We start from the raw sequence: 24,650 nt of genomic DNA, 5'->3' as shown, positions 1-24,650 counted from the left end.
CGGATGCGGGAGCCGTCGGTCCGGCCATACCCGGGAGATAACGTAATGACACAGCAAACTGGTCCCATCCTGTTGGCAACCGACCTCAGCGCGCGCGGCGACCGCGCCCTGGATCGCGCGCTGCAACTGGCCAAGGAACTCAATACCAAGCTCATCGTCCTGCATGTCATGGAATCCCATGCCACGCCGGCACGACTGACCACGCCGGTCTGGCGCCGCCTGTCGAGCGACCACAAGGCCCTGGCCGAGCGCGAACTGGCCGAAGACCTGGCCGCCGCGGACGTGCAGACCGAAGTCGTGGTGGTCAGCGGGGATCCGCTGGCGCGCATCATGGAAACGGCCGACAGCTACGGCTGCTCGCTGATCGTCACCGGCATCGCTCGCGACGAGACGCTGGGCCGGCTGCTGCTGGGCACCACCGTCGAAAAGCTGGCCCGCCAGGCCCGCCACCCGGTGCTCGTGGTCAAGACCCGTCCGCGCAGGCCGTATCGCGACGTCCTCGTGGCCACCGACTTCTCCGCGGGTTCGCGCCAGGCCCTGCGCGCCGCGCTGCAACTGGTGCCGAACGCCAACCTCACGCTTTTCCACGCCTACGATGTGCCGTTCCAGGGCAAGAACGTGCCGGACGAGGCCGTCACGCGCAACTTCTACAAGGCCGCCGAACAGAGCGCCCAGGAGTTCACCGCCGAAACGCCGGAACTGGCCAACGTGGCCGCTCCCAAGGTGGTGCTGGAATGCGGCCAGCCTGAGACCGTGCTGTCGGAATACTCGTTCAACCACCGCTCCGACCTGGTCGTGACTGGCACGCACGGCCGCACCGGCATCCTGCGCACCGCCATCGGCAGCGTGGCAGAACGGCTGCTGGAATCCCTGCCCAGCGATGTGCTCATCGTGCGGCTGGTCGGCGAAGAGTAAGCACAGCCAGCGGATCAACCGTAGGATGGGTGCAGCGCGAGAGTTCCTGGGCTAGAACGCAGTTGCTCGACGCGCGGAACCCATGCCGCCGCAATAGGCTGTCTTTCGGCCGAAGAAGCACACAGTCTGTCCATGGCCGCATGGGTTGCGAGCGCTGAAGGGCGGAGCACTTGCGCAGAGCCTCTCGCTCTCCACCCATCCTACGAGTCGCCCAGCTTTTCCATGGTTTCTATGGTGCCGCGCAGCAGGTGCAGCAGCACCAGGCCGGGCAAGGCGATCGCCACGGTCAGGAGGAAGAATCCCGGCCAGCCCATATGCTCGACCAACGGCGGCGTAAGCGGGCCCGCCAGGTAGGTGCGGCCCACGGCCGATAGCGCCGACAGCAGGGCGAACTGGGTGGCGGAGAACCGTTGGCGGCACAGCGCCATCAGCAGCCCCACGAAGGATGCGGTGCCCAGGCCGCCGCAGAGGTTCTCGATCCCCACGCCCGTGGCCATCAGCCAGACGCTCTTCGGGCTCACGGCGATCAGCCAGTAGGCCAGGTTCGATACCGCCTGGAGCAGGCCGAAGGCCATCAGCGAACGGTACAGGCCCCAGCGCGACATGAGCGATCCGCCGGCCAGCGCGCCGATGATGGTCGCCGCCAGCCCCAGCACTTTGTTCACGGTCCCCACCTCGGTGGGGGAGAATCCCGCTCCGCGGATCAGGAAGGTGGTCGACAAAGCGCCGGCAAAGGCATCGCCCAGCTTGTACAGCACGATCAGCAGCAGAACGGCCAGCGCCCCGCGCCGCGAAAAGAACTCGCGCAACGGCTCGCCCACCGCCGCTCGCAGGTCGCGCGGCGCGCTGGCGACGTGCTCGGGCTCCGGGGCCCACAGCGTGGCCAATGCGCACAGCAGCATCAGGCCGCCCATCAGCACATAGGTATTGCCCCAGCCTATCCACTGGTCCGCGAGGATCAACGCCAGCCCGCCCGACACGATCATGGCCAGCCGGTAGCCCATGACCTTGATGGCCGCGCCCGCGCCCCGCTCCTCCTTGCGCAGCACGTCGGTGCAATAGGCGTCGAAGGCGATGTCCTGGGTGGCGGACAGGAAGGCCACCAGCACGGCCAGCAGCGCCAGCGGCTGCAGCGCGGACGACGGCGACAGCGCGCCCATCGCCATGATGGCGGCGGCCAGCAGCAGTTGGGTCAGCAGCATCCAGCCGCGCCGCCGGCCCAGCAGGGGCGGCACGTACCGGTCCACGAAGGGAGCCCACAGGAACTTGAGGGTATAGGCCGTGCCGACCAGGGTCAGGAAACCGATCTGCTGCAGCGGCACGCCTTCCACGGTGGCCCAGGCCTGCAAGGTGCCGCTGGTCAGGGCCAGAGGCAATCCGCTGGCAAAGCCCAGGACCAGCAAGGGAGCCACGCGGGGGCTGGTGTAGACGTTGGATGCTGCGGTAATGACGGTCTCCTGTAACGCACCGGCGCGGCGCTACAGGCGGGCGCCGCGGGCTTGCGGCATTTTAGGGCCTGTTCGCCCGCACCGCCGGGAGGATGCGTGTCGGAATGTCAGGGCGACGCGAAACGGTATACCGCCAGGGTGCTGCGCCAGCTCGGGAACAGCTTCACTTCGCGCCCTTCGTTGAAGGTGGCGCGTTCAAGAATGGCCAGGCGCAGTTCTCCGGCCAGCTGCTCGAAGTCGCGCAGCGTGCACAGGTGGATATTCGGCGTGTTGTACCACTGGTAGGGCATCTGGCCGGTCACCGGCATGCGGCCGCGCAGGATGGACCAGCCATGCGGCCAATAGCCGAAGTTGGGGAACGACACCACGCCGAACCGCGCCACGCGCGCCATTTCGCGCAGGATGTGCTCGGTGCGGTGCATGGACTGCAGGGTCTGCGACAGCACCACGGTGTCGAACTGCTTGTCGTCGAACAGCGCCAGGCCGTCCTCGAGGTTCTGCTGGATGACTTCGACGCCGCGCCGCACGCAGGCGATGACGCAGGTGTCGTCCAATTCCACGCCCGCGCCGCTCACCTGGCGGTGGTCGCGCAGGTGCGCCAGCAACGCCCCGTCGCCGCAGCCCAGGTCCAGCACGCGGCTGCCGGGCTCTATCCAGCTTGCGATGCGCGCCAGGTCGGGCCGCAGGACGCTGTGCGCATGGCGGGGAGTCACGGGAGTCATTCGGAGCGTCCTTCGGTCTGGGCCGCCGCGCCGAGGCCCAGCTCGCGCGCGATGCGTTCGTAGTAGCCGCGAACCACGGCATGGTAGCGGGCGTCTTCCAGCAGGAACGCGTCGTGGCCATGCGGGGCGTCGATCTCGGCGTAGGTGACGGGGCTGGCGTTCTTCAGCAGCGCACGCACGATCTCGCGGGAGCGCTCCGGCGGGAAGCGCCAATCGGTCGAAAACGACACCAGCAGGAAATCCGCCTTGGCCGGCGCCAGCGCCCGGGCCAGGTCGCCGCCGGTGTTGCGGGCCGGGTCGAAGTAATCCAGCGCGCGGGTGATCAGCAGATAGGTGTTGGCGTCGAAATAGCGCGTGAATTTCTCGCCCTGGTAACGCAGGTACGACTCCACCTCGAATTCGACATCGTAGCCGTAGCGGTATGCGCCGTTCTCGGCGGGCGCGCGCTGCGCGCGGCCGAACTTCTCGGCCATGTCGTCGTCGGACAGATACGTAATGTGGCCGATCATACGCGCCACCGACAGGCCGCGGCGCGGCACGGCATCCTGCGCATAGTAGTCGCCGCCGTGGAAATCCGGATCGGTGATGATGGCCCGGCGCGCCACTTCGTTGAAGCCGATGTTCTGCGCAGAGAGCCGCGGCGTGCTGGCGATCACCACGCAATGGGCGACCCGCTCGGGCAAGGTGATGGCCCAGCTCAGCGCCTGCATGCCGCCCAGGGATCCGCCCATCACGGCGGCGAAGCGCTCGATGCCGAAATGGTCGGCGACCCGGGCCTGCGCGCGCACCCAGTCTTCCACGGTGAGCACCGGGAAGGCGGCGCCCCAGGGTTTGCCGGTTTCCGGGTTGATGCTGGCCGGGCCGGTCGAACCGAAGCAGGAGCCCAGGTTGTTGACCCCGATCACGAAGAAGATGTCGGTGTCCACCGGCTTGCCGGGGCCGACCATGTTGTCCCACCAGCCCACGTCGGAGGGATTGTCCGCCGCCTGCCCGGCCACGTGGTGCGAAGCATTCAGCGCGTGGCAGACCAGGACGGCGTTGCTGCGCTCGGCGTTGAGCGTGCCGTAGGTTTCCACGGCGAGCTCGTAGGCGGCCAGCGACTGGCCGCTGGACAGAGGCAGCGGCTCATCGAATCGGATGAAGGTGGGAGCGACGAGACCGACGGAGCCGGGATCAGCGGCAGCGGCGGTCGTGATGGTTGCGGGAACGAACCCGCTGGCCGAATCACCGGCCAAATTTTGGGCAGGAGTGGTCATACGGACCTCTTTAGCTGGATTTATTGGAAGGCGCCCGCAAGCGGATCAGGCAAATCGGCGCCGAAAATTTGAGTACTGCGGCAGGAATTCTAGCACTGCTTGCGCGGGACGCCGTAGCGGACCTTGCCCCGCCCTGCCGCCACGGCGTCGCGTCGGCAGGTCAGGCGCCGGCCACCCAGGGCTCCTGGCCCAGATACTCGTAGCGCTCGGTATTCACGCGCGAGATGCGCCATTCGACGGGCTGCCGCTTGTACGAAAAGGCGACGCGGCGGATCTCCAGCAAGGGGCTGCCTTCGGCCACGCCCAGCGCCCGCGCCTGCACGCGTTCGGCCAGGCAGGTGCGCAGGCGCTCGTCGGTCGCGATCACGTTCACGCCGAAAACGTCCTGGTACAGCGCATACAGAGTGCTCGCGCGGTCCCGCAAATGCGCCTCCGTCATGCCCGGAAAGCACGATTCCGGCAGGCACAGCTCGTCCACCATGACGACGTCTCCGTTGAGCGACAACACGTTGGTGAACTCGAACACCATCGCGCCCGCGGGCAGATCCAGCTTTTCGCGCGCGATGGCCGAGGCCCGTTGCCGCCGAAAGCGCAGCAGCTCGGTCGTGGGATAGGACTTGTTCCCGTCCTGCCGGACGATGCGGAAGAACTTGAAGAAATGATGGTTGCGCGTATGCACCGCCACGTAGGTGCCGCGGCCCTGGTGGCGCACCAGGATGTTCTCGGCGGCCAGCTCGTCGATCGCCTTGCGCAAGGTGCCGATGGATACGCCGAAGCGTTCCGCCAGGAGTTTTTCAGGCGGGATCGCCTCGCCCTGCTTCCACTCGCCTTGCGCCAGCGCGGCCAGCACGGCCTGCTTGACCTGCGCGTACAGGGGACTGCCAAGAGGCACAGTCGATGACAGGCTGGTGTTCATGGGTGCATCGCAAAAATCAGGAGCCCACAGTGTAGCGGCGGGGACGGAACCTTCTCAAGTCATACAATTCATATATATGATTTAGTTGACATGCATGAAATCGAGCCCTAAGATTTCCTTGCCGTAGCGATCCGCGCCCGCCCCGTCCGGCAGGCGCCCAAGCCCAAGAGAGGAAGACAAATGATTCACGCCGTATTGCACGATGCGAAGGACACGGTGGCGGTCGCCGTGGTGGAAGGCGTCACAGCCGGAACGGAACTGAACGCCTGGATCATGGATGAAGACAAGATCATCCACGTGCGCGCTTCGCAGGACATTCCGATCGGCCACAAGGTGGCGATGAAAGACATGGCCGTCGGCGACACCGTTTTCAAGTACGGCGTCGATATCGGCCGCGTGGTCGCGCCCATCCAGGCCGGCCAGCACGCCCATGTGCACAACATCAAGACCAAGCGCTGGTAAGCCCGCCACTCCGCAACAGGAACTCACCATGTCCGTCATCAACGCCTCGACCACCTTCCAGGGCTACCGCCGCGACAATGGCCGCGTCGGCGTCCGCAACCATGTCATCGTCCTGCCCGTGGACGATATTTCCAATGCCGCGGCCGAAGCCGTGGCCAACAACATCAAGGGCACCCTCGCCCTGCCTCATCCTTATGGCCGGCTGCAGTTCGGCGAGGACCTGGAACTGCACTTCCGCACGCTCATCGGCACCGGCTGCAATCCCAACGTCGCCGCCGTGGTGGTGATCGGCATCGAGGAAGGCTGGACCAAGCGCGTCGTGGACGGCATCGCCGCCACCGGCAAGCCCGTGATGGGATTCAGCATCGAACTGCACGGCGACCACGACACCATCATGCGCGCCTCGCGCTGCGCCAAGGAATTCGTGCACTACGCCACCGCGCTCGGGCGCACCGAATGCCCCATCGCCGATCTGTGGGTTTCCACCAAATGCGGGGAGTCCGACACCACCTCGGGCTGTGGGGCGAACCCCACCGTCGGCAACGCCTTCGACAAGCTTTACGCGCTGGGCTCCACGCTGGTGTTCGGCGAAACCTCGGAACTGACCGGCGGCGAGCACATCGTGGCCGAACGCTGCGCCAACGACGCCGTGCGCGAACGCTTCATGTTCATGTTCAACCGCTACCAGGACATGATCGACCGCTGGAAAACGAGCGACCTGTCCGAGTCCCAGCCCACCAAGGGCAATATCGCGGGCGGGCTGACCACCATCGAGGAAAAGGCGCTGGGCAATATCCAGAAGATCGGCAAGCAATGCCGCGTGGACGGCGTGCTCGACAAAGCCGAGATCCCCGACGGCCCCGGACTGTGGTTCATGGATTCGTCTTCCGCGGCGGCCGAAATGGTGACCCTGTGCGCGGCCTCGGGCTACGCGGTGCACTTCTTCCCCACGGGCCAGGGCAACGTGATCGGCAACCCAATCCTGCCCGTCATCAAGATCTGCGCCAACCCGCGCACCGTGCGCACCATGTCCGAACACATCGACGTGGACACCAGCGGCCTGCTGCAGCGCGAGATCGACCTGGGCCAGGCGGGCGACAAGCTGCTGGAATGCATGCTGGCCACCGCCAACGGCCGCTGGACCGCGGCCGAGGCGCTGGGCCACCGAGAGTTCGTCCTGACGCGGATCTTCGAAAGCGCCTGACCAGGCGTGCATCCCCCGGCGCGTCCGCAGGAAGGATTGCGGACGCGCCGTCCTGCACGCGGCATCATCCCGCACTCCCCGCAGCACCATCGCAACAACAACAGCAGACCCGGGCGATTTCCGCCACGGCGGCACAGGCGGTTGCATTCCTACCCGGGCGCCACCCAAGGAGGAAGACAGATGAGTAGCGAACACGATCTCACCCCGGACGCCGCGCAACGCCGGCGCCTGCTCGGCGCCCTCGGCGCCGCCGGCCTCTGTGCCCTGACGCCGTGGGAACGGGCGCTGGCGCAAAAAAGCGCCTGGCCGGAGCGGCCGATCAACTATGTGGTTCCCTTTCCGCCCGGCGGGCTCACCGACGTGGCCGCGCGCCAGGTGGGCAAGGCCCTGAGCGACGCCGAGCGCTGGAACGTGGTGGTGGAGAACAAGCCCGGCGGCAGCGCGAACATCGGCGCGGCGCACGTCGCCCATGCCGCGCCCGACGGCTACTCATGGCTGGCGATCACGCTCACGCACGCGGCCAACGTCACGCTCTTCGCCGGCAAGGCCGGCTACGACCTGACCCGCGACCTGACGCCCCTGGCGGGCCTGGCCTCGTCCCCCATCATGGTGGTGGTGAACGCCAAGAGCGATATCAAGAGCATGGCAGACCTGGCGAAGGCCGCCCGCGCGAAATCACTGTCGGCCGGCTCCAGCGGCAACGGCACGCCTCCGCACCTGACCCTGGCGCTTTACCAGAAGCTCACCGGCCTGCCCATGATGCACATCCCGTACAAGGGCGGCGCGCCGTCCCTCACGGACCTGATCGGCGGCCACCTCGACGTGGTGTTCTCCAACTATCCCGAATCGCTGCCTCACGTGAAGAACGGCTCGCTGCGCGCGCTCGCCATCACCACCCACGAACGCAGCGCGGACCTGCCCGACGTGCCCACCGTAAAAGAGGCCGGGCTGCCCGACCTGATCGTGGAGAACTTCACCGGCGTGCTGGCGCCGGCGGGCACGCCCCCCGAACTGGTCAAGCGCATCGGCGGCGCCATCGTCGCCCAGATCTCGCAGCCGGCGATGAAGCAGGCGCTGCTGCAGCTGGGCTTCATACCTCAACCGCGCGGTCCGGAAGAGTTCAGCAAATACCTGAAGTCGGAGGTAGACCGCTGGGCAAAAATCATCCGTGACGCCAACATCCAGGTCGCCTGAGCCGGGAAAAGCCAATGCGTATCGTCATTTCGGAATTCATGGACACGCCCGCCATCGAAGCACTGCGCCAGCGGTTCGATGTGCGGTACGCCCCGGAACTGGTGGACCAGCGCGAAGCGCTGCTCCAGGCGGTGGGCGACGCCGACGGCCTCATCGTCCGCAACCGCAGCCAGGTGGACGCCGCGCTGCTCGCAGCGGCGCCGCGGCTGCGGGCCGTGGGCCGCCTGGGAGTGGGCCTGGACAATATCGACCTGGACGGCTGCGCCGCGCGCGGCATCGCGGTGGTACCCGCCACCGGCGCCAATGCGCGGGCCGTCGCCGAGTACGTGATCGGGACGGTGCTGGCGCTGTTGCGCGGCGCCTACTTTTCTTCGGCGGCGGTCGCGGCGGGGGAATGGCCGCGCGCCGCGCTGTCGCAGGGCCTGGAAGCGCAGGGCCGCACGCTGGGCATCGTGGGCTTCGGCGGCATCGGCCGGCTGGCCGCCCGCCTGGCGCGCGGGCTGGACATGCGGGTGATCGGCTGCGACGCGGCGCTGCCGCCCGGCCATCCCGCCTGGGAGGAAACCGGCGTCGCCGCCATGCCGCTGGACGAATTGCTGGCGCAGGCCGACGCCGTCACGCTGCACCTGCCGCTCACGCCAGGCACCCGACATCTGCTGAACGCAGACCGCATCGCGCGCCTGCGGCCAGGCGCCGTGCTGGTCAATACCTCGCGCGGCGGCATCGTGGACGAAGCCGCGCTGGCCCAGGCGCTGCGCGCCGGCTTGCTTCGAGGCGCGGCGCTGGACGTGTACGACCAGGAACCCCTGCCCGCCGGCAGCCCCTTGGCCGGAGCGCCCAACCTGATACTCACGCCCCACATCGCCGGCTTGACGCAAGAAGCCAACACCCGCGTTTCCGACATGGTGGCCGCCGGTGTGACAATAGCCCTTACCGGCAGCGCCGCGGCTGCGGCGGCCACCGCCCCCTGACAGGAAGGATATGGCTCACATCTATCTGGACGAACTCCAACTCCTCGCCGCCGCGGGGCTGGCGGCCGCCGGCGCCAACCCCGCGATGGCGGACAGCACCGCCCGCGCGCTGGTCCATGCCGAAAGCCAGGGCTTGGGCTCCCACGGCCTGTCGCGCGTGCCGTTCTACGCCGGCCATCTGCGCGCCGGCCGCGCCATCGGCTCGGCCGTGCCCCGCATCGTGCACGAGCGCGGCGGAGCCGCGCTGATCGACGCCGGCTCGGGCCTGGCGTTTCCCGCATGCGCGCTGGCCGTGGAGCAGGCTGCGGCACGGGCGCGCGAACACGGCGTGGCCTTCGTCGGCGTCGCCAACAGCCACCATTTCGGCGCGGCGGCCTATCACCTGGAAGCCCTGGCGGATGCCGGCCTGGTGGCGCTGGCGCTGAGCAACTCGCCGGCGGCCATGCCCGCCTGGGGCGGCAAACGCCCCTTGTTCGGCACGAACCCCATCGCCGCGGTCTTCCCGCGCCGCGGCGGCGCGCGCCTCGTGATCGACCTGTCGCTGTCGCAGGTCGCGCGCGGCAAGCTGATGATCGCCGCCCGCGACAACCAGCCCATCCCCCTGGGCTGGGCGCTGGACGCCGACGGCCAGCCAACCACCGATCCCAAGGCCGGCCTGGCGGGCAGCATGCTGCCCGCCGGCGGCGTGAAGGGCGCGATGCTGGCGCTCATCGTCGAGCTGCTGGCCTGCGCGCTGACCGGCGCACACTTCGGATTCGAAACGGAATCGTTCTTCGTGGACGATGGCGGCCCGGCGCAGCTGGGCCAGGCCTTCCTGGCCATCGACCCTGGCGCCCTGGCCGGCAACGACGCCTATCTGGACCGGGTCGAGACGCTGGTCGAGGCCATGCTCGAGGACGAAGGGGTGCGCCTGCCCGGCGAGCGCCGCCGCAAGCTGCGCGACGCGGCCCTCAAGCACGGGGTCGACCTGCCGGACGCGCTGATGGCCCAGCTTAGGGAAATGGCCGGCGCGGGCTGAACGGCAAAGGCGGTCGCGCCGCCGCATCCTGCGCGCAGCCCGTCACGCCGTCCGCGACAACCACAACATCACCGGCGCCAGCAGCAGGAACGCAACGGTCGATACCAGCACCGCGCCGGCCGCCGTGTCGCCCAGCGGCGTGTAGCGTTTCACGTACATGTAGCTGACCACCGCGCAAGGCATGGCCATCTGCAGGCTCAGCGCGCCCGCCAGCACCGGCTCCAGGTCCAGCGCCCACACCACCGCCAGGCCCGCGGCCAATCCGACGGCCAGCCGGACGACCGCGACCTTGGCGCCATCCCGCAGGCCGTTGGACGGGATCAGCGCCAGCGCGTGGCCCAGGCTCAGCAACATTAGCGGCACCGTCACCGCGCCCAGCATGCGGGACGTCTCGACCACCCATTCGGGCACCGGCACGTGCAGCATGCGCATCGCCACCGCCACCACCGAGGCCAGCAGGATCGGGCTTTTCCAGCTGCCCTTGGTATTCACCCCCGGCAGCAGCCGGACGGCGATGGTGTGCATCACGAAGGAGTTCACCGCGAAGAACGCCACCGCCACCGACAGGCCCGCGTCGCCGAACGCCATTTGCGAAATCGGCAGGCCCAGGTTGCCGGCATTGGGCAGGAAGGCCGTGGGCAGCAAGGTGCGCACCGGCAGCTTCCATGCCTTCAGCCACAACGCGCATCCCGCCGCGCAGAGCAACAGCGCCAGCAAGGTCGCGACGGCCACGTCGGCCAGCGCGCGATCGTCCAGGTGGGTCGTGACGAAGGTGTGGAACACCAGCGCGGGCGTGGTCACCGACGTGACCAGCGTGGTGACGAAGGAACCGCCGAACGGCAGGTCGCGCTTGGCCCAGAATACCCCCACCCCCACGCAGGACAGCAGGGGCAGCATCAGCACGATGGCCGAGAAATAGAACTGCGCGATGGCAGGCATACGACTATTCCGTCAAAGATAGGAAAACTGATGCGCCGAGGCATCGTTACTTGCCGGTCCGGCGACGCGGACCGCAGCATGAGGCAACCCGTCAACTGAAAGGCTTCCCGCCCCAGCCGCCATGTCCGTCACGCCCAACAACGCGCCACTTTCGGCGCGCCAAGCAGCCTGCCTGAGATGGGCCGCGCTGGGCAAGACCAGCTGGGAAACCGCCCGCATCCTGGGCGTCAGCGAAAGCACGGTGAACTTCCATTTGCGCAATGCCTGCGCCAGGCTCGGCGTGCGGGGCCGGCGCGCCGCGGCGGTCGAGGCCCTGCAGCGCGGCCTGCTCGAACCCCTCACGGCTTGACGACGACCGAGCGCAGGAATTCGCGCGCCCGTTCTGCCGGCAGGCTTTCCTGCGTGCCGGCCGCCACGGCCTCGATCAGCATGGTGTCGGTCACCCATACCTTGGCCTGCAGCCATCCCGGCTTGCCCACGGCCTTGCCATGCACTTCGATCACTTCGCCGTAGGCGGGCCATTCCATGGGCGGCATTGCCTGCATGTTGGTATAGAGCGAGCGCATCAGCGCCATCCCCAGCGCGCGCTTGGCCACCGGATCCGCCGCGATGTCCGGCGGCAGGGGAGCCGACCCGACGGCAAAGACTGCCTCGCCCACGCTGGCGCTGGCCAGGGTGAAGCGCAGGGTGTGGGAATCCAGCTTCAGATCCCGGGTGTCGGTCATGACCCGGTCCGGGAACGCCGCGCGCACGTGCCCATCGGCCACGTCCACTTCGCGCCAGTTGTAACTGGGCGAGCAGGCGGCCACCAGCAGGGCCAGCCCCGCGGCAGCGCCGGCTTTCTTGAACATGAAACGAAACAGCGATGAAATCGTCATTACCGAGGACCCGATGGTCTATTCATTTCGAGGAAGCCAGAAATTGTCGCCGATTTCCATGACCCCCGCGCCCGACGGCACCCCATTGGCCAATTATGTCTGGCGGGCCGCCCCCAACGTGGCCCCGCCCCTCGCCGGGCCGGGCACTCCCAGTATCTACCTCTTGCACGGGCTGAGCGAGCATGCCGGCCGCTACGACCGGCTGGCGCGCTGGCTGACGGCCCGCGGCTGGATCGTCGGCGCCCATGACCACCGGGGCCATGGCCATTCGGGCGGGCGGCCCGCGACCCTGAAGCGGCAGGACGACCTGGTGGTGGACGCGGTCGAACGGATCCAGGCCTGGACCCGGATCCAGGGGCGGTCGCCCATCGTGCTGGCGCACAGCCTGGGCGCCCTGGTCGCCGTGCGGATGGCCCAGCGGGGCCTGGCCGACATCGACGCGCTGGTGCTCAGCTCGCCGCCGTTCGTCGTCAACGTGCCGCTGTGGGTCCGCCGCACCTTGACCTGGATGTCCCTGCACGCGCCCGACCTGCGGGTTCCGCACGGGCTGGCCCCCGCCCGGATCTCCCATGACCGCGCCGTGGTGCGGGCCTACCGCTCCGACCCTCTCGTGCGCCGCCGCATGACCGGCCGGCTGGCCCGCTTCGTGGACGAAGAAGGCCGGGCGGCCCTGCAGGAAGCCCCGGCGCTGCCCTGCCGGACCCTGCTGATGGTGGCCGGGGACGACTCCATCGTGGCCGCCGAGGGCAGCCGCCAGTTTGCCCAGCGCGCGCCCGCCGAACTGCTGACGCTGCGCTGGTACGACACCGCCTGGCACGAGATTTTCAATGAAACCGCGCCCATCGCCGATCCGGTCTATGCCGACCTGGACGAATGGCTGGCGCGCACGGCGCAGGCATTGTCCCTGTCCCCAGTATTGGCTCCCTCGGCACAGGAGGCTGGCACCCCGTAAAATCCGCGGACAGACCCAAACGAGAAGAATCCGTGACCGATACCGCCGCCAACCGACTCTCCCGCCTAGAGGCCAACCGCTCGCTGCTGACCCAGACCCTCCGGGGCATCGAGAAAGAAGGCCTGCGCGTGGACGAGCAAGGCCTGCTGGCCCGCACCCCGCATCCCGCCGGGCTGGGCTCCGCGCTGACCAACGAGCACGTCACCACCGACTATTCCGAATCCCTGCTCGAACTCATCACGGGCACGCATACGGACGTCGACGCGCTGTTGGCAGAGCTGACGAACACCCACCGCCATGTCTACGGCGTGCTGGACCATGAGCTGATCTGGAACCAGTCCATGCCCGCCACGCTGCCGCCCGAGGCCGACATCCCCATCGCCTGGTACGGCAAATCCAATACGGGCATGCTCAAGCACGTGTACCGGCGCGGCCTGGCCGTGCGCTACGGCAAGACGATGCAATGCATCGCGGGCGTGCACTACAACTTCTCGCTGGCCGAAGAGCTGTGGTCGGTGCTCGATACGCAGCCCGGCACCGTCCAGGACCGCCGCTCGCGCGGCTACATCGGCCTGATCCGCAACTTCACCCGTTATTCCTGGCTGCTGATGTACCTGTTCGGCGCCGCCCCGGCGCTGTCCAGCGACTTCCTGCGCGGGCGCGAGCATCCGCTGCGCAAGCTGGACGACAGCACGCTGTACCTGCCCTACGCCACCAGCCTGCGCATGAGCGACCTGGGCTACCAGAACAAGGCGCAATCGCAGCTCAAGCTCTGCTACAACGACCTGGACACGTTCCTGGGCCGGCTGTACGCCGCCGTGACGCAACCCTGGCCCGATTACCAGAAGATCGGCACCCATCGCGACGGCGAATGGATCCAGCTCAACACCAACGTGCTGCAGATCGAAAACGAGTACTACTCGAGCATCCGCCCCAAGCGCGCCACCGGCCGGTGCGAGCGTCCCATCACGGCTCTGGCCGAACGCGGCGTGCAGTATGTCGAAGTCCGCTGCCTGGACATCGATCCCAATTCGCCCGTCGGCATCGAAGCCGCCACCAGCCGCTTCGTCGATGCCTTCCTGCTTTTCTGCGCCGCATCCGACAGCCCTTTCTTCCCCGCCAACGGCTACTGCCAGCGCAGCGCCGACAACTTCTCGACCGTCGTGAAGGAAGGCCGCAAGCCCGGCCTGACGCTGGACCGCGAAGGCCAGTCCATCGGCCTGGCCCAATGGGGCCACGAACTGCTGGACCAGATCGCGCCCTATGCCGCCCTGTTCGACTCGGCCCTGGACTGCAGCGCCTACGCCGAAGCGCTGGCGGCGCAGCGCGCCAAGCTCGACCACCCGGACTCCACGCCGTCCGCCCGCCTGCTGGCCTCCCTGACCGAAAGCGGCCTGTCCTTCCACGACTATTCGCTGGACCTCAGCCGCAAGCATGCGGACACGCTGCGTTCGCAGGCCCTGCCGGCGGACCTGGCCTCAGCCTACGAACAGGCCGCCGCGCAGTCCGTCGCGGAACAGCTGCGCCTGGAGCAATCGGATACGGAGGATTTCGATACCTATGTCGCCCGCTACCACGCGGCGCTGAAGGCGCCCCGCGGGTAAGGCGCGTCGATTAAGGCGTATCGTTAGGGTTTTGGTCCGCGCCACCTCCGGGCGGCGCGGAGCGCTTTGTCACCTCAGGAGGTTTTCCCCATGCGCCGCACAGCAACATTCCTGTTGGCCTTGGCCACCAGCGTGGCGGGGATCGTCCATGCCGCGCCGCCCATGCAGACCGTGGAATCGGTGGACCTGAAACGCTACGCCGGCATGTGGTACGAGATCGCGAATTTCCCCATGTTCTACCAACGCGACTGCGTGGGAGACACGACCGCCGAATACACCCTGCACCCCGACGGCACCGTCGGCGTCAATAATCGCTGCCGCACCAAGGATGGCGATATCGATTCCGCCTCGGGCACCGCCACGGTCCTGGACGGCAGCAACAATGCCAAGCTCGAAGTCTCGTTCTTCAAACCGTTCAAGGGCGACTACTGGGTGATCGGCCTGGATCCGGACTACCGCTGGGCGGTCGTCGGGACGCCCGACCGGAAATACCTGTGGATCCTGTCCCGCTCTCCGCAATTGCCGAAGGAAGAACTCGACAAGGCGCTCGCGGCGGCGAAGGCGCAAGGCTACCAGTTGGACGAACTGCGCTACACGCCCCAAAAGTAGAGGAAAGGGCCCCCACGCTGCGCATGCTACGCATGCTTGCTGCCCCCCGAGGGGGCTGCGCCGCCTTGGGGCGGCCCGGCGGCGGCGCCGCTATTCTTGCGGGAGATGCCCCGGGAAGAACTGCCCTCACGCTGCGCGAGCCTCGCTCGCTTGCTGCCCGCCGCGGGGCGTTGTGCCCCTTGGATCAGCCCGCGTAGTCCCGGGCCAGCCGCACTACCGTCACGCCCGGCTTGAGCTGGCGCAGCGAGGGCATGACCAGCGTGCAGCGGTCGTAGGGCGTGACGATGGACTCGCCGTCCGCCCAGCCCAGGACGGTTCCGGCGCGGTCCAGCGTCTCCAGCCCGGTCCAGGGCTCCGAGAAGCGCAGGTCCATGGACGGCGCCACCACGGCGTCCGTCACCTCCAGCACGCGCTGCGCCGCCGGCTCGGGCTGCAGCCAGCCGGACGGCAGGTCCGCGGCGTCGGCCACGCCCGATTCGACCAGCATGCGCGCCACCATGTCGCGCGCCACGCCGCGCGAGGCCGGATCGCCATGGAAACCGCATTCGATCAGCAAGGCGCAGGCGTCCTCGCGCGCGGGGTCGCCGAACTGGGCGAAATCGCGCATGCGCACGCCGTCCTTGTGGCCCGCGTCCACGATCACATGCTGCGGCGCTTTCAAGCGCCGCGCCAGCGCGATATTGCGCGGCAGCAGCCCGGTCAGCAGCAGCGGCTCGCCCGGCTCATGCATGGAATGCAGGTCCAGGAGCCAGTCCGCGCGCTCGACCCAGGGCCGCAGCTCCGCCGCGCGGCGGCGGTCGGCCGTGGCCGGATCGTCCAGGCGCGCTGCGCTCCAGACCCGGTTCATGTCTTCCTGCACGAAGCGCGAGGCATCGTGGCTGGCCGGGTCGAAGCGGTCGAACGCTTCCAGGTTGCAGAACGCCAGCGTCAGGCTGCCGCGGCGCGGCCGCAGGCCCGCCGCCAGCAGGTCCTTCAGCGCCCAGGCGCCGCACAGCTCATTGCCATGCACCAACGCGGACACCATCAACGCCCGCCCCTCTACCCCCGAATCGAAATGCCATACGCCCGGGGTGCCGGTGTTGCCGGCGCGCTCGGCGCCCAGGTCGGGAGTGGAAAGCTTGAAATCCATGAAACGTCGTCCGCTGATTTGCTGTGCCGCGTGCGCGCGGCGATTACTGGGCTTCGATCTTGGCGGCCTTGACCAGGGCGCCGTACTTCTTGGTTTCTTCGGCCTGGTAGGCCACCGGGTCCAGGCCGGGTTGCGCCAGCTGGCCGCCGGCTTCCTGCATCTTCGCGCGGAACTGTTCCGACTTCAGCGTCTCCGCCAGCGCGGTGCGCAGCTTGGCCGCCACCGGCTCGGGCAGGCCCGCCGGACCGTACAGCGCGAACCAGACGCTGATGTCGACCGATTCGAATCCGGGCGTCTCGGCCAGGGCCGGCAGGTCCGGCGCCACCGGCGAACGCTTCTTCTCGGTCACGCCCAGCGCGACGATCTTGTCGCCGCGGACCTGGGGCAGGCCCGAGGACAGCACCAGCATGCCATAGTCCAGCTGGCCGCTCATCAGGTCCGTCACCAGCGGCGCCACGCCGCGGTACGGCACGTGTTCGGCGCGCGTCGACGTCGACTGGTTGATCATTTCGCCCGCCAGGTGCAGGGTCGTGCCCACGCCCGAGGAACCGTAGTTGAAGCTGCCGGGCGCGGCTCCGCGTAGCTTTTGCAGGTATTCCGCGGCGGTCTTCACGCCTGAGTTCTTGCTGGCGGCCAGCAGCATGGGCTGCGAGGCGATCACGCCCAGCGCCGTGAAGTCCTTCACGCTGTCGTACTTGACCGCATTGTTGATCATGCGGGCGATCACCATTTCGTTGGTGGAACCCAGCAGCAGGGTGTAGCCGTCGGGCGCCGCGCGCGCCACGCGCTGCGCGCCGATGGTGCCGCCGGCGCCGCCCACGTTCTCCACCACCACGCTCTGGCCCATGCGCTTGGCCAGCTCTTCGCCGAACAGGCGGGCGGTAAGGTCCACGCTGCCGCCCGCCGGATAGCCCACCACCAACGAAATGGCGCGGTCGGGGTAATCGGCGAATGCGGACGGCGAGACGGCGAGGGCCGCGGTGGCGCAGAGCGCGGCGAGCGCGCCGCGCAGCGGGTGCTGGACGGATTTCATGGTTTTCTCCCTGGGGTGCTGGTCTGGACGGCGTCGCCGTCTCTTTGAAGTGTCGGGAGCTATTCTCGGCCCCGCGGGCGGGGCTGCCCGTGCTGAATCAACACATTACAGTGCCAATTAGGCACAAGACGGGCTTGCCGTTCCGTCCCGGCCCTCAGGCCTTGCGATTCGCGGTGGCTTCCCAGACCGCTTCGGCCAGATCCGACAGCCGGGCGCGCGAACGGTACAGCCGCACCTCGAACGCGATTTCATCGCTGCGCCCGCCCAGGGCGGCCAGGGCGCCCCGGCGGCAGTCCGCCGCCACCATGGACCAGGGCAGCCAGGCCACGCCCAGCCCCTTGGCGACCGCGCCATGCGCGGCGTCCAGCGAATCGCTGCGCAGGAACGGCGTCAGCGAGTACGGCGTGGTCTCCAGGCGGTCGCCCACGATGCGTTCCATCGCCAGCCCGCCCGCATAGGTGATCAGCGGCGCGGCCAGCCCGCCTTCCAGCAGGACATAGCGCGCGCGCCCACGCGAATCCGCCTGGCTCACGGGCACCAGCTTGTCGGTCCCCAGCGTCATGTACCGGTACCGGCCGGGACTCAGTTGCACCGACAGCGCGGGGTGCTCGTAGCAGCACAACAGATCCACCCTGCCCTGTTCCAGGCGGGCCGCCATGTCCTGCATCATGCCGGTGGACAGTTCGACCTGGGCGCCCTCGGCCAGCACCTTGGGCGCCCGGAGCCGCAAGCGCGCGATCCAGTCCGCCACCAGCGTGCGGGCCAGGCTGCGGCCGGTGGCGATGCGCAGCACGGCCTCGCCGCCCGCGCTCGAACTGCGGATGCGGTGGCGCACCTGCCCCATCTGCTCCACCACCTGGGCCGCCGTCTTCAGCAAGGCTTCGCCCTCGGCCGTCAGGATCACCGGCTGGCGCTGGCGCTCGACCAGCGGGGCGCCGGCCCAGGCCTCCAGCGCGCGGATGCGCCGGCCGAATGCAGGGTGGGTGACGTGACGCAGCTCGGCCGCGCGCACGAAGCTGCCGGTCTGCGCCAGGGCAATCAGGTCTTCAAGGAGTTTCAGGTCGGCCATGGGCGTCAAGCTTACGCCATCGGCCGACTGTTCACTTCGCGTCCAGGCCCATCATCGCCAGGGTGGCGCGGGTCAGGTCGCTGTCCGGATCTTCCAGCTCGTTGACCAGATCGAAATGGTTGCATTGCGGCGTCGGGATGCGGGTGGAAGCCAGCCCAGCAGCGTTCCAGGCGGCTTCGTACGCGGCCGTCTGGTTCTTGAAGCCCTGGGTCTCCAGCCCGCCCACGGCCAGCAGCATCGGACCCGCCCGCTCGGGCAGATGGAAGATCGGGCTTTGGTGCGCCGCCTGCTCAGGCGTCAGCTGCAACCAAGTATTGGGCAGGACGTCGCACAGCGGCCGCAGATCGAACAGACCGCTGAGCGCCAACGTGCCCTTGATCACGTCATCCGGCACGCCATAGCGCGCCTGCCATTTCGGCGCGGCCAACATGCCCGCCAAATGGCCGCCGGCCGAACTGCCGCTGACGTAGATCCTCTCAGGATCCACGCCGTAGGCCGCCACGTTGCGGTAAAGCCAGGCCACCGCGGAACGCACTTCGCGCACCACTTCGCCCAGCGTGGCCTCGGGCACCAGCGTGTACTCCAGCGTCGCCACGGCGGCGCCCGCCGCGTTGAAGGCCTCGGCCATCACGGGCGCGTCTTCCTTGCGCTGCGCGCGCCAGTAGCCGCCGTGGATGAACACGAACAGCGGCGCAGGCGCCTGCGAGGCGGCGGGCAGGAACAAGTCCAGCCGTTCATCCTGGCCCATGCCGTAGCGCAGGTCCAGCACGCCGGGGCGGCGCGCGCGCACCCGGGCCGAGGACTCGGCGTAGCGGCGCACACAGGCGTCGAAATCCGGCACCGATTCGCGCGCGTTGTACTGCACCTCGCGCTCGGCGATGGAAGGAAAGAAGAGATCGATGTCGGCGTTATGCATGCCTGGCCTGCGATTGAGGCTGCGATTGGGGCTCGGAAATGATGCGTTCGATGAACTGCGCGGTCTTGCGGTAGTGCGCGGCCAGCATGGCGACCGAGCCTTCCACGTCGCGCGAGATGGCGGCGTCCAGCAACTGGCGATGCTCGTCGTCGACGTTGCGTTCGGGCCCGTAGGCGGTCGCGCCGGCGCGCGCCGGGCGGCGGTAGCGCTCGGTCTGCGCATAGAGCTGGGTGGACAGGTCCAGCAGCCAGTGGGAGCGGCAGGCGCCGATCAGCGCGTGGTGGAATTCCAGGTGGCGCGCCTCCAGCAGTTCGTCCAGCTCTTCCGAAGGCTCTGCGGCGCCCTCGGCGCGCTGCGCGGCCAGCGTCAGAGCGTGGTACGCGCCGACCAGCCGCGTTTCCCAGGCGTCGTCGGCGTTGGCCAGCGAGCGGCGCAGCGCGTCGCAGTCGATCAGGATGCGGGTTTCACAGGCGTCCCACATTTCCTCGACCGACAAGGGCGCGATGCTGAAACCGCGCGAGGTGGTGCTGATGACCATGCGCTCGCTGCGCAGGCGGTTGAGGGCTTCGCGGATGGGCGAAAAACTGCTGCCGTAGCGCTGCTTCAACAACTCCAGCCGCAGGGACTGGCCCGGCGCGAAGGCGCCGCGCATGATGTCGCGCCGCAGCAGGCGGTAGACCTGCTCGGACAGCGTGATTTCCTCAATGCCGGCGCTCCCGTCCGATCCGGGATCGTCCTGGCGGGAAGCTTTGATTCTAGGCTTCAAGATGGTCTCCAGATGTCAGCGGCCGGGGCGCGTATCCGCGCGCAGGCGGCCCATTCTACCCGCGCCCCCGGGGCCGCGATACGCGCCGCGCGGCCCGCTCATATGCCCAGGTAACGCTGGGCCAGCTCGGGCTGGGCAGACAGTTCCGCCGGCCGCCCTGACCAGGCCACCCGGCCCTTGTCCACGATGTAGTGGCGGTCCACCAGCGTCGCCATTTCGGGCAGGTTCTTGTCGATGACCAGGATGGTCTGCCCTTCGGCCTTCAGCGCTCGCAGGCAGCGCCAGATCTCCTGGCGGATGAGCGGGGCCAGCCCCTCGGTGGCCTCGTCCAGGATCAGGAGCTTGGGGTTGGTCATGAGCGCGCGTCCCACCACCAGCATCTGCTGTTCGCCGCCGGACAGGGTCCGCGACGACTGCCCGCGGCGCTCCTTGAGGCGCGGGAACAGCGTGTAGACCCGCTCCAGATCCCATCCGCCCGCCGCGGCGCGCGAAGTCGCCACCAGGTTTTCCTGCACCGTCAGGGATCCGAACACGCGCCGGCCTTCCGGCACCAGTCCCACGCCCAGACGCGCCACGCTGCTGGGCGCGGAGCGGCCCAGCGTGCGGCCGCGGAACTGCACCGCGCCGCCCGTGGCGGGCAGCATGCCCATCAGGGTCTTGATCGTGGTGGTCTTGCCCATGCCGTTGCGCCCGATCAGCGAGATCACCTCGCCCTCGCTGGCCTCGAACGACATGCCGAACAGGACCTTGCTGGAGCCGTAGCCGCCCGTCAGCCCTTCAACCTTCAACATGTTCTTCTCCCAGATAGGCGGCGCGCACTTCCGGATGGCGGCGCACTTCCTCGGGCGAGCCGCTGAACACCACGCGGCCGTAGACCAGCACGCTGATGCGGTCGGCCAGTGCGAAGACCGCGTCCATGTCGTGCTCCACCAGCAGGATGCCGTAGTCGCCTTTCATGCCTTGCAGCAGCCGGGTCATGCGCGCCGATTCCTCGGGTCCCATGCCGGCCATGGGCTCGTCCAGCAGCAACAGCCGCGGCGAACGCGCCAGCGCCACCGCCAGCTCCAGCTGCCGCTTCTCGCCGTGCGCCAGGTCCGCCGAACGCACGTGGCGGCGGTCCTCCAGCCCCACATGCGTCAGCCACTGCATGGCTTCGGTCTTCAGCGCCGCGTCATGGCGCGGATTGGACCAGGCCTGGAAGGCGCGGCCGCCCTTGAGCATGCGCGACAGGATCACGTTCTCCAGCGCGGTGTATTCCTGGCACAGCTCGGTGATCTGGAACGAGCGGCCCAGCCCAAGACGGGCGCGCTCGAAAGCGCGCAGCGCGGTCACGTCCTGCCCGTCCAGGTGGATGGTGCCGGAGTCCGGCCGGATCTCGCCGCAGATCTGCGCGATCAGGGTGGACTTGCCCGCGCCGTTGGGGCCGATGATGGCGTGGATCTCGCCGGCGCGCACGTCCAGGTCCACACCGTTGGTGGCCACCACTGCGTCGAAGGCCTTGCGCAGCTGCGTCAGGCGCAACAGGCTCGCGCTTGCATCAATCGGCATGGCGCGTCTCCAGCAGCTTGCCGAACAGGCCCTTCTGGCCCCACAGCACCACCAGCACCAGGATGGGCCCCATGTACAGCAGCCAGTGTTCGGTCAACGACGACAACATCTGTTCCAGCCCCAGGAACACCGCCGCGCCCGCGATCGGGCCGAGCAAGGTGCCCACGCCGCCCAGGATGACGATGGCCATGAGTTCGCCGGACTTGGTCCATGCCGCCATGTCGGGCGTCACCAGCCCGGCATAGTTGGCCCACAGCACGCCGGCCAGACCCGTGCCCACCGCCGACAGCACGAAGGCGCTCAGCCGGTACGGCGTGGGCGCCACGCCCAGGTTGATGGCGCGCCGCTCGCTCTGGCGCAGCGCCTGCAGCACCATGCCGAAGCGCGAGTTGGTGACGCGGATGCACAGCAGCGTCCACAAGGTCAGCAGCGCCAGGCATACATAGTAGAAAACCATGGGGCTTTCCAGATTGATGCCGGGCAGCTCATTGCGCTGCGGAATCATGAGGCCGTCATCGCCGCCGTAGAACTGCAGCGACACCAGCACGAAGTACACCATCTGGCCGAACGCCAGGGTGATCATGATGAACTGCACGCCGCGCGTGCGCAGCGCCAGATAGCCGAACAGCCAGCCCGCCAGCGCGCACACGATGAGCGCGATCGGCCACACCACCAGCGCGGCATTGCTGCCGGCCCAGCCGAAGATCGGACCGGCCTCCGCAGTGTGAAACGCAATGATGCCCACCGCATAGCCGCCCAGCCCGAAGAACATGGCGTGGCCGAAACTGACCATGGCGCCATAGCCGATCACCAGGTCCAGGCTGACCGCGGCCAGGCCGTAGATCAGGAAGCGCGTCACCACGCCGATCAGGAACGGCGAGCCCGAGGCCAGCGCCGCGGCCGGCAGCAGGATCAGCACCGCCAGGCCGCCCAGCCCCCAGCGGGCGCGATTCGTAAGTGTGTATGCCATCTTCATCCTCGCGCCGGGAACAGCCCGCCCGGCTTGGCGATCAGCACGATCGCCATCAACACATAGATACTGGCCGAAGCCAGGCCTGCTGCCAGCGGGTCCGCCGTGGCCGGCGAGAACATGGTCGATAACAGCTGCGGCAGGAAGGCCCGCCCCAGGCTGTCCACCATGCCCACCAGCAAGGCGCCGGCCAAGGCTCCGCGCACCGAACCGACCCCGCCGATCACGATGACCACGAAGGTGGTGATCAGGATGCGTTCGCCCATGCCGATTTCCACAGCCAGAAGCGGCGCGGCCATCACGCCGGCCAGCCCGCACAACAGAGCTCCCAGACCGAACACCAGCGTGTAGAGCTTGCGGATATCTATGCCCAGCGCGTCGACCATCTCGCGATCGTCGGCGCCCGCGCGGATCAGCATGCCGATGCGCGTGCGGTTGACCAGCCACCACAGGCTCACCGCCACCAGCGCGCCGATGGCGATGAAGGACAGACGGATCAACGGATACTGGAACCCCGGCGCCAGCGTCACCGCGCCTTCCAGAAAGCCGGGGATGCCCACCAGCGGCGGGCGCCGGCCGAATATCAGGCTGACCGCTTCGTTGGAGAACAACAGCAGGCCGAAGGTGGCCAGGACCTGGTACAGGTGATCCCGCTTGTAGAGCTTGCGTATCACCAGCACTTCGACCGAAATGCCGTACAGGCCCGCCCCTAGCAGCGCCGCCAGCACGCCCGCAAGGAACGAGCCGGTGGTGCCGATGGCGTAGGCCGCGCAATACGCCCCCACCATGTAGAACGAGCCGTGCGTCAGGTTGACCACGCCCATGATGCCGAAGATCAGCGTCAGTCCGGCCGCCAGCATGAATAGCATGGCGCCGAACTGCAGCCCGTTGAGCAGCTGTTCAAACAGGAGCGTCATGACGGCATCTTGCAAAGTTGCGCGTAGGCATCCTTATCATCGGATACCAGCTTGCGGACCAGCTTCGGCGACAGGCTGCCGTCGCTTTCCTTCTCGATGCGCATCAGGTACAGGTCCTGGATCGGATGCTGGTTGGTGTTCATGCTGAACTTGCCGCGCAGCGACGCGAACTCGGGCTTGCGCAACGCCGCGCGGAACTCCGCCGCCTTGGACAAGTCGCCGCCGGTGGCCTTCAGGCCCGCGCCGATCAGCTGCGCGGTGTCGTAGGCCTGCATGGCGTAGTCCGTCGGCACGCGGCCGTAGGCCTCCTTGAAGGCCTGCACGAAGGCCTTGGATTGCGCATTGTCGAAGTCCTGCGACCAGATGCCGGTGATGTAAGCGCCGGCCGACGCGTCGCCCGTGGCCTGGATCATGCGCGCATCCATCGAGAAGCTGGGCATCAGCATCGGAATGCTCTTGTTCAGCCCGGCCGCCGCATATTGCTTGACGAAGTTGATGCCCGTGCCGCCCGGATGGAACTGGTAGATGGCGTCGGGCGCCAGCGAGCGCAGGCGCGCCAGCTCCACCGAGAAATCCGACTGGTCCAGCTTGGTGTAGATCTCGGCGACCACTTCGCCCTTGTACGTGCGCTTGAAGCCTTCGATGGCGTCGCGGCCCGCCTGGTAATTGGGTGCCAGCAGCACAACCTTCTTGTACCCGAGCTCGTTGGCCGCCACGCCGCCCGCCGTGTGGAAGGCGTCGTTCTGGTAGGAGGCCACGAAGTAATTGGGATCGCACTTCTCGCCCGCGAAGTTCGACGGGCCGGGATTCAGGCTGACGTAGAACGCGCCGGACTTCACCACGCTGGGCACGACAGCCGCCAGCACGTTGGAGAAGTTGACGCCGGTATAGAGCTTGACGCCCGATTGCAGCAGGCGATCGGCCGCCTGCTTGGCGTTGGCGGGTTTCAGGCCGTCGTCCTCGATCACCAGTTGCACGGGCACGCCGCCCAGCTTGCCGCCGCCCTGCTTGATGGCCAGGTTGAACGCATCGCGCTCGTCTTCGCCGATGTAGCCCGCCGGCGTGGACAAGGTGGCGATGAAGCCGATCTTGACCGGGTCCGCGGCGTGCGCCGCCCCCATCGACGCCGCGGCGCCCAACGCGACGGACAACGCGCCGCCCAATATCTGTTTCTTGATCATGTTTTCCCCTTGGAGACTGCGTTGCCCGCCGCC

The 24,650-nt window shown here is 68.1% G+C and carries 26 protein-coding genes and 1 riboswitch; of the genes, 10 read left to right on the top strand and 16 right to left on the bottom strand.

Annotated elements, in window-relative coordinates; all coding sequences use genetic code 11:
• Window positions 1-45: 45 nt before the first annotated feature.
• A complete protein-coding gene (locus JL37_RS13510; protein WP_043544650.1) occupies window positions 46-915 on the top strand; it encodes a universal stress protein in 870 nt (289 codons plus the stop codon).
• 200 nt (window positions 916-1,115) lie between these two features.
• On the opposite strand, the gene JL37_RS13505 is transcribed toward JL37_RS13510, so the two are convergent.
• The 4 genes from JL37_RS13505 to JL37_RS13490 form a co-directional block, all read right to left on the bottom strand.
• A complete protein-coding gene (locus JL37_RS13505) occupies window positions 1,116-2,327 on the bottom strand; it encodes a muropeptide transporter (protein ID WP_231570341.1) in 1,212 nt (403 codons plus the stop codon).
• Window positions 2,328-2,470: 143 nt separating this feature from the next.
• Window positions 2,471-3,085, bottom strand: coding sequence for a methionine biosynthesis protein MetW (gene metW, locus JL37_RS13500; protein ID WP_043544648.1), 615 nt, complete (start codon window positions 3,083-3,085; stop codon window positions 2,471-2,473).
• Window positions 3,082-4,341, bottom strand: coding sequence for a homoserine O-acetyltransferase (locus JL37_RS13495; RefSeq protein WP_043544647.1), 1,260 nt, complete (start codon window positions 4,339-4,341; stop codon window positions 3,082-3,084). The genes metW and JL37_RS13495 overlap by 4 nt, the downstream gene beginning before the upstream one ends.
• A riboswitch (SAM riboswitch) is annotated at window positions 4,331-4,412 on the bottom strand. (Overlaps the previous gene by 11 nt.)
• Window positions 4,413-4,501: 89 nt before the next feature.
• Window positions 4,502-5,257: a GntR family transcriptional regulator gene (locus tag JL37_RS13490; protein ID WP_043544646.1), complete on the bottom strand. Its 756-nt coding sequence runs from the start codon at window positions 5,255-5,257 to the stop codon at window positions 4,502-4,504.
• A 180-nt stretch (window positions 5,258-5,437) separates the two neighbouring features.
• Here JL37_RS13490 and JL37_RS13485 point away from each other — a divergent pair, with 180 nt between their 5' ends.
• The 5 genes from JL37_RS13485 to JL37_RS13465 all read left to right on the top strand — a co-directional run bounded on the left by JL37_RS13485 (window position 5,438) and on the right by JL37_RS13465 (window position 10,106).
• A complete protein-coding gene (locus tag JL37_RS13485; RefSeq protein WP_043544645.1) occupies window positions 5,438-5,719 on the top strand; it encodes a UxaA family hydrolase in 282 nt (93 codons plus the stop codon).
• 28 nt (window positions 5,720-5,747) lie between these two features.
• Entirely contained in the window at window positions 5,748-6,923 is a 1,176-nt protein-coding gene (locus JL37_RS13480) for a UxaA family hydrolase (RefSeq protein ID WP_043544644.1), read from the top strand.
• 180 nt (window positions 6,924-7,103) lie between these two features.
• The gene (locus JL37_RS13475; RefSeq protein WP_043544643.1) at window positions 7,104-8,117 is read left to right on the top strand and encodes a tripartite tricarboxylate transporter substrate binding protein; all 1,014 of its coding nucleotides are present in this window, start codon (window positions 7,104-7,106) and stop codon (window positions 8,115-8,117) included.
• A 14-nt stretch (window positions 8,118-8,131) separates the two neighbouring features.
• The gene (locus JL37_RS13470) at window positions 8,132-9,088 is read left to right on the top strand and encodes a hydroxyacid dehydrogenase (protein ID WP_043544642.1); all 957 of its coding nucleotides are present in this window, start codon (window positions 8,132-8,134) and stop codon (window positions 9,086-9,088) included.
• Between the two features lie 10 nt (window positions 9,089-9,098).
• Window positions 9,099-10,106, top strand: a complete 1,008-nt coding sequence (locus JL37_RS13465) for an Ldh family oxidoreductase (RefSeq protein WP_043544641.1) — start codon at window positions 9,099-9,101, stop codon at window positions 10,104-10,106.
• A 42-nt stretch (window positions 10,107-10,148) separates the two neighbouring features.
• Here the strand turns inward: JL37_RS13465 and JL37_RS13460 are convergent, their stop codons facing one another.
• Window positions 10,149-11,045, bottom strand: coding sequence for an AEC family transporter (locus JL37_RS13460; RefSeq protein WP_043544640.1), 897 nt, complete (start codon window positions 11,043-11,045; stop codon window positions 10,149-10,151).
• A 121-nt stretch (window positions 11,046-11,166) separates the two neighbouring features.
• Between JL37_RS13460 and JL37_RS13455 the strand changes: the two genes are divergently transcribed.
• On the top strand, window positions 11,167-11,394 hold the full coding sequence (locus tag JL37_RS13455; protein ID WP_043544639.1) for a helix-turn-helix transcriptional regulator: 228 nt from the start codon (window positions 11,167-11,169) through the stop codon (window positions 11,392-11,394).
• Here JL37_RS13455 and JL37_RS13450 read toward each other — a convergent pair.
• The gene (locus tag JL37_RS13450) at window positions 11,384-11,923 is read right to left on the bottom strand and encodes a hypothetical protein (RefSeq protein WP_043544638.1); all 540 of its coding nucleotides are present in this window, start codon (window positions 11,921-11,923) and stop codon (window positions 11,384-11,386) included. The genes JL37_RS13455 and JL37_RS13450 overlap by 11 nt on opposite strands.
• Window positions 11,924-11,981: 58 nt before the next feature.
• Here JL37_RS13450 and JL37_RS13445 point away from each other — a divergent pair, with 58 nt between their 5' ends.
• The 3 genes from JL37_RS13445 (at window position 11,982) to JL37_RS13435 (ending at window position 15,088) form a co-directional block, all read left to right on the top strand.
• Window positions 11,982-12,875, top strand: coding sequence for an alpha/beta hydrolase (locus JL37_RS13445; RefSeq protein ID WP_197064611.1), 894 nt, complete (start codon window positions 11,982-11,984; stop codon window positions 12,873-12,875).
• Between the two features lie 32 nt (window positions 12,876-12,907).
• Complete coding sequence (gene gshA, locus JL37_RS13440; protein ID WP_043544636.1) at window positions 12,908-14,479, top strand: glutamate--cysteine ligase; 1,572 nt, start codon at window positions 12,908-12,910, stop codon at window positions 14,477-14,479.
• A gap of 90 nt (window positions 14,480-14,569) precedes the next feature.
• On the top strand, window positions 14,570-15,088 hold the full coding sequence (locus tag JL37_RS13435; protein WP_043544635.1) for a lipocalin family protein: 519 nt from the start codon (window positions 14,570-14,572) through the stop codon (window positions 15,086-15,088).
• 184 nt (window positions 15,089-15,272) lie between these two features.
• On the opposite strand, the gene JL37_RS13430 is transcribed toward JL37_RS13435, so the two are convergent.
• From JL37_RS13430 to JL37_RS13385, 10 genes are all read right to left on the bottom strand, one after another.
• Entirely contained in the window at window positions 15,273-16,217 is a 945-nt protein-coding gene (locus tag JL37_RS13430) for a succinylglutamate desuccinylase/aspartoacylase family protein (RefSeq protein WP_043544634.1), read from the bottom strand.
• A gap of 43 nt (window positions 16,218-16,260) precedes the next feature.
• Entirely contained in the window at window positions 16,261-17,250 is a 990-nt protein-coding gene (locus tag JL37_RS13425) for a tripartite tricarboxylate transporter substrate binding protein (protein WP_043544633.1), read from the bottom strand.
• 154 nt (window positions 17,251-17,404) lie between these two features.
• A complete protein-coding gene (locus JL37_RS13420; RefSeq protein ID WP_043544632.1) occupies window positions 17,405-18,319 on the bottom strand; it encodes a LysR family transcriptional regulator in 915 nt (304 codons plus the stop codon).
• A 31-nt stretch (window positions 18,320-18,350) separates the two neighbouring features.
• On the bottom strand, window positions 18,351-19,235 hold the full coding sequence (locus JL37_RS13415; protein WP_043544631.1) for an alpha/beta hydrolase: 885 nt from the start codon (window positions 19,233-19,235) through the stop codon (window positions 18,351-18,353).
• A complete protein-coding gene (locus JL37_RS13410) occupies window positions 19,228-20,001 on the bottom strand; it encodes a GntR family transcriptional regulator (protein ID WP_043544630.1) in 774 nt (257 codons plus the stop codon). Before JL37_RS13410 ends, JL37_RS13415 begins: the two co-directional genes overlap by 8 nt.
• Window positions 20,002-20,099: 98 nt before the next feature.
• Window positions 20,100-20,792, bottom strand: coding sequence for an ABC transporter ATP-binding protein (locus JL37_RS13405; RefSeq protein WP_043544959.1), 693 nt, complete (start codon window positions 20,790-20,792; stop codon window positions 20,100-20,102).
• Window positions 20,779-21,549, bottom strand: a complete 771-nt coding sequence (locus JL37_RS13400; RefSeq protein WP_043544629.1) for an ABC transporter ATP-binding protein — start codon at window positions 21,547-21,549, stop codon at window positions 20,779-20,781. The genes JL37_RS13405 and JL37_RS13400 overlap by 14 nt, the downstream gene beginning before the upstream one ends.
• Window positions 21,539-22,525, bottom strand: a complete 987-nt coding sequence (locus tag JL37_RS13395; RefSeq protein WP_043544628.1) for a branched-chain amino acid ABC transporter permease — start codon at window positions 22,523-22,525, stop codon at window positions 21,539-21,541. Before JL37_RS13395 ends, JL37_RS13400 begins: the two co-directional genes overlap by 11 nt.
• A complete protein-coding gene (locus JL37_RS13390; RefSeq protein ID WP_043544627.1) occupies window positions 22,522-23,436 on the bottom strand; it encodes a branched-chain amino acid ABC transporter permease in 915 nt (304 codons plus the stop codon). Before JL37_RS13390 ends, JL37_RS13395 begins: the two co-directional genes overlap by 4 nt.
• Window positions 23,433-24,617, bottom strand: coding sequence for an ABC transporter substrate-binding protein (locus JL37_RS13385; RefSeq protein WP_043544626.1), 1,185 nt, complete (start codon window positions 24,615-24,617; stop codon window positions 23,433-23,435). Before JL37_RS13385 ends, JL37_RS13390 begins: the two co-directional genes overlap by 4 nt.
• Between the last annotated feature and the right edge of the window lie 33 nt (window positions 24,618-24,650).

It is taken from the genome of Achromobacter sp. RTa, assembly GCF_000757485.1.
Taxonomy (GTDB): domain Bacteria; phylum Pseudomonadota; class Gammaproteobacteria; order Burkholderiales; family Burkholderiaceae_B; genus Achromobacter.
This window is presented reverse-complemented; position numbering and strand designations above follow the sequence as displayed.

Bases quoted from the DNA above. Each gene is read 5' to 3' on its own strand.
- JL37_RS13510 (WP_043544650.1), top strand. From the start codon at position 46: ATGACACAGCAAACTGGTCCCATCCTGTTGGCAACCGACCTCAGCGCG.
- metW (WP_043544648.1), bottom strand. From the start codon at position 3,085: ATGACTCCCGTGACTCCCCGCCATGCGCACAGCGTCCTGCGGCCCGAC.
- JL37_RS13495 (WP_043544647.1), bottom strand. From the start codon at position 4,341: ATGACCACTCCTGCCCAAAATTTGGCCGGTGATTCGGCCAGCGGGTTC.
- JL37_RS13490 (WP_043544646.1), bottom strand. From the start codon at position 5,257: ATGAACACCAGCCTGTCATCGACTGTGCCTCTTGGCAGTCCCCTGTAC.
- JL37_RS13485 (WP_043544645.1), top strand. From the start codon at position 5,438: ATGATTCACGCCGTATTGCACGATGCGAAGGACACGGTGGCGGTCGCC.
- JL37_RS13480 (WP_043544644.1), top strand. From the start codon at position 5,748: ATGTCCGTCATCAACGCCTCGACCACCTTCCAGGGCTACCGCCGCGAC.
- JL37_RS13475 (WP_043544643.1), top strand. From the start codon at position 7,104: ATGAGTAGCGAACACGATCTCACCCCGGACGCCGCGCAACGCCGGCGC.
- JL37_RS13470 (WP_043544642.1), top strand. From the start codon at position 8,132: ATGCGTATCGTCATTTCGGAATTCATGGACACGCCCGCCATCGAAGCA.
- JL37_RS13465 (WP_043544641.1), top strand. From the start codon at position 9,099: ATGGCTCACATCTATCTGGACGAACTCCAACTCCTCGCCGCCGCGGGG.
- JL37_RS13460 (WP_043544640.1), bottom strand. From the start codon at position 11,045: ATGCCTGCCATCGCGCAGTTCTATTTCTCGGCCATCGTGCTGATGCTG.
- JL37_RS13455 (WP_043544639.1), top strand. From the start codon at position 11,167: ATGTCCGTCACGCCCAACAACGCGCCACTTTCGGCGCGCCAAGCAGCC.
- JL37_RS13450 (WP_043544638.1), bottom strand. From the start codon at position 11,923: ATGACGATTTCATCGCTGTTTCGTTTCATGTTCAAGAAAGCCGGCGCT.
- JL37_RS13445 (WP_197064611.1), top strand. From the start codon at position 11,982: ATGACCCCCGCGCCCGACGGCACCCCATTGGCCAATTATGTCTGGCGG.
- JL37_RS13435 (WP_043544635.1), top strand. From the start codon at position 14,570: ATGCGCCGCACAGCAACATTCCTGTTGGCCTTGGCCACCAGCGTGGCG.
- JL37_RS13430 (WP_043544634.1), bottom strand. From the start codon at position 16,217: ATGGATTTCAAGCTTTCCACTCCCGACCTGGGCGCCGAGCGCGCCGGC.
- JL37_RS13425 (WP_043544633.1), bottom strand. From the start codon at position 17,250: ATGAAATCCGTCCAGCACCCGCTGCGCGGCGCGCTCGCCGCGCTCTGC.
- JL37_RS13420 (WP_043544632.1), bottom strand. From the start codon at position 18,319: ATGGCCGACCTGAAACTCCTTGAAGACCTGATTGCCCTGGCGCAGACC.
- JL37_RS13415 (WP_043544631.1), bottom strand. From the start codon at position 19,235: ATGCATAACGCCGACATCGATCTCTTCTTTCCTTCCATCGCCGAGCGC.
- JL37_RS13405 (WP_043544959.1), bottom strand. From the start codon at position 20,792: ATGTTGAAGGTTGAAGGGCTGACGGGCGGCTACGGCTCCAGCAAGGTC.
- JL37_RS13400 (WP_043544629.1), bottom strand. From the start codon at position 21,549: ATGCCGATTGATGCAAGCGCGAGCCTGTTGCGCCTGACGCAGCTGCGC.
- JL37_RS13395 (WP_043544628.1), bottom strand. From the start codon at position 22,525: ATGAAGATGGCATACACACTTACGAATCGCGCCCGCTGGGGGCTGGGC.
- JL37_RS13390 (WP_043544627.1), bottom strand. From the start codon at position 23,436: ATGACGCTCCTGTTTGAACAGCTGCTCAACGGGCTGCAGTTCGGCGCC.
- JL37_RS13385 (WP_043544626.1), bottom strand. From the start codon at position 24,617: ATGATCAAGAAACAGATATTGGGCGGCGCGTTGTCCGTCGCGTTGGGC.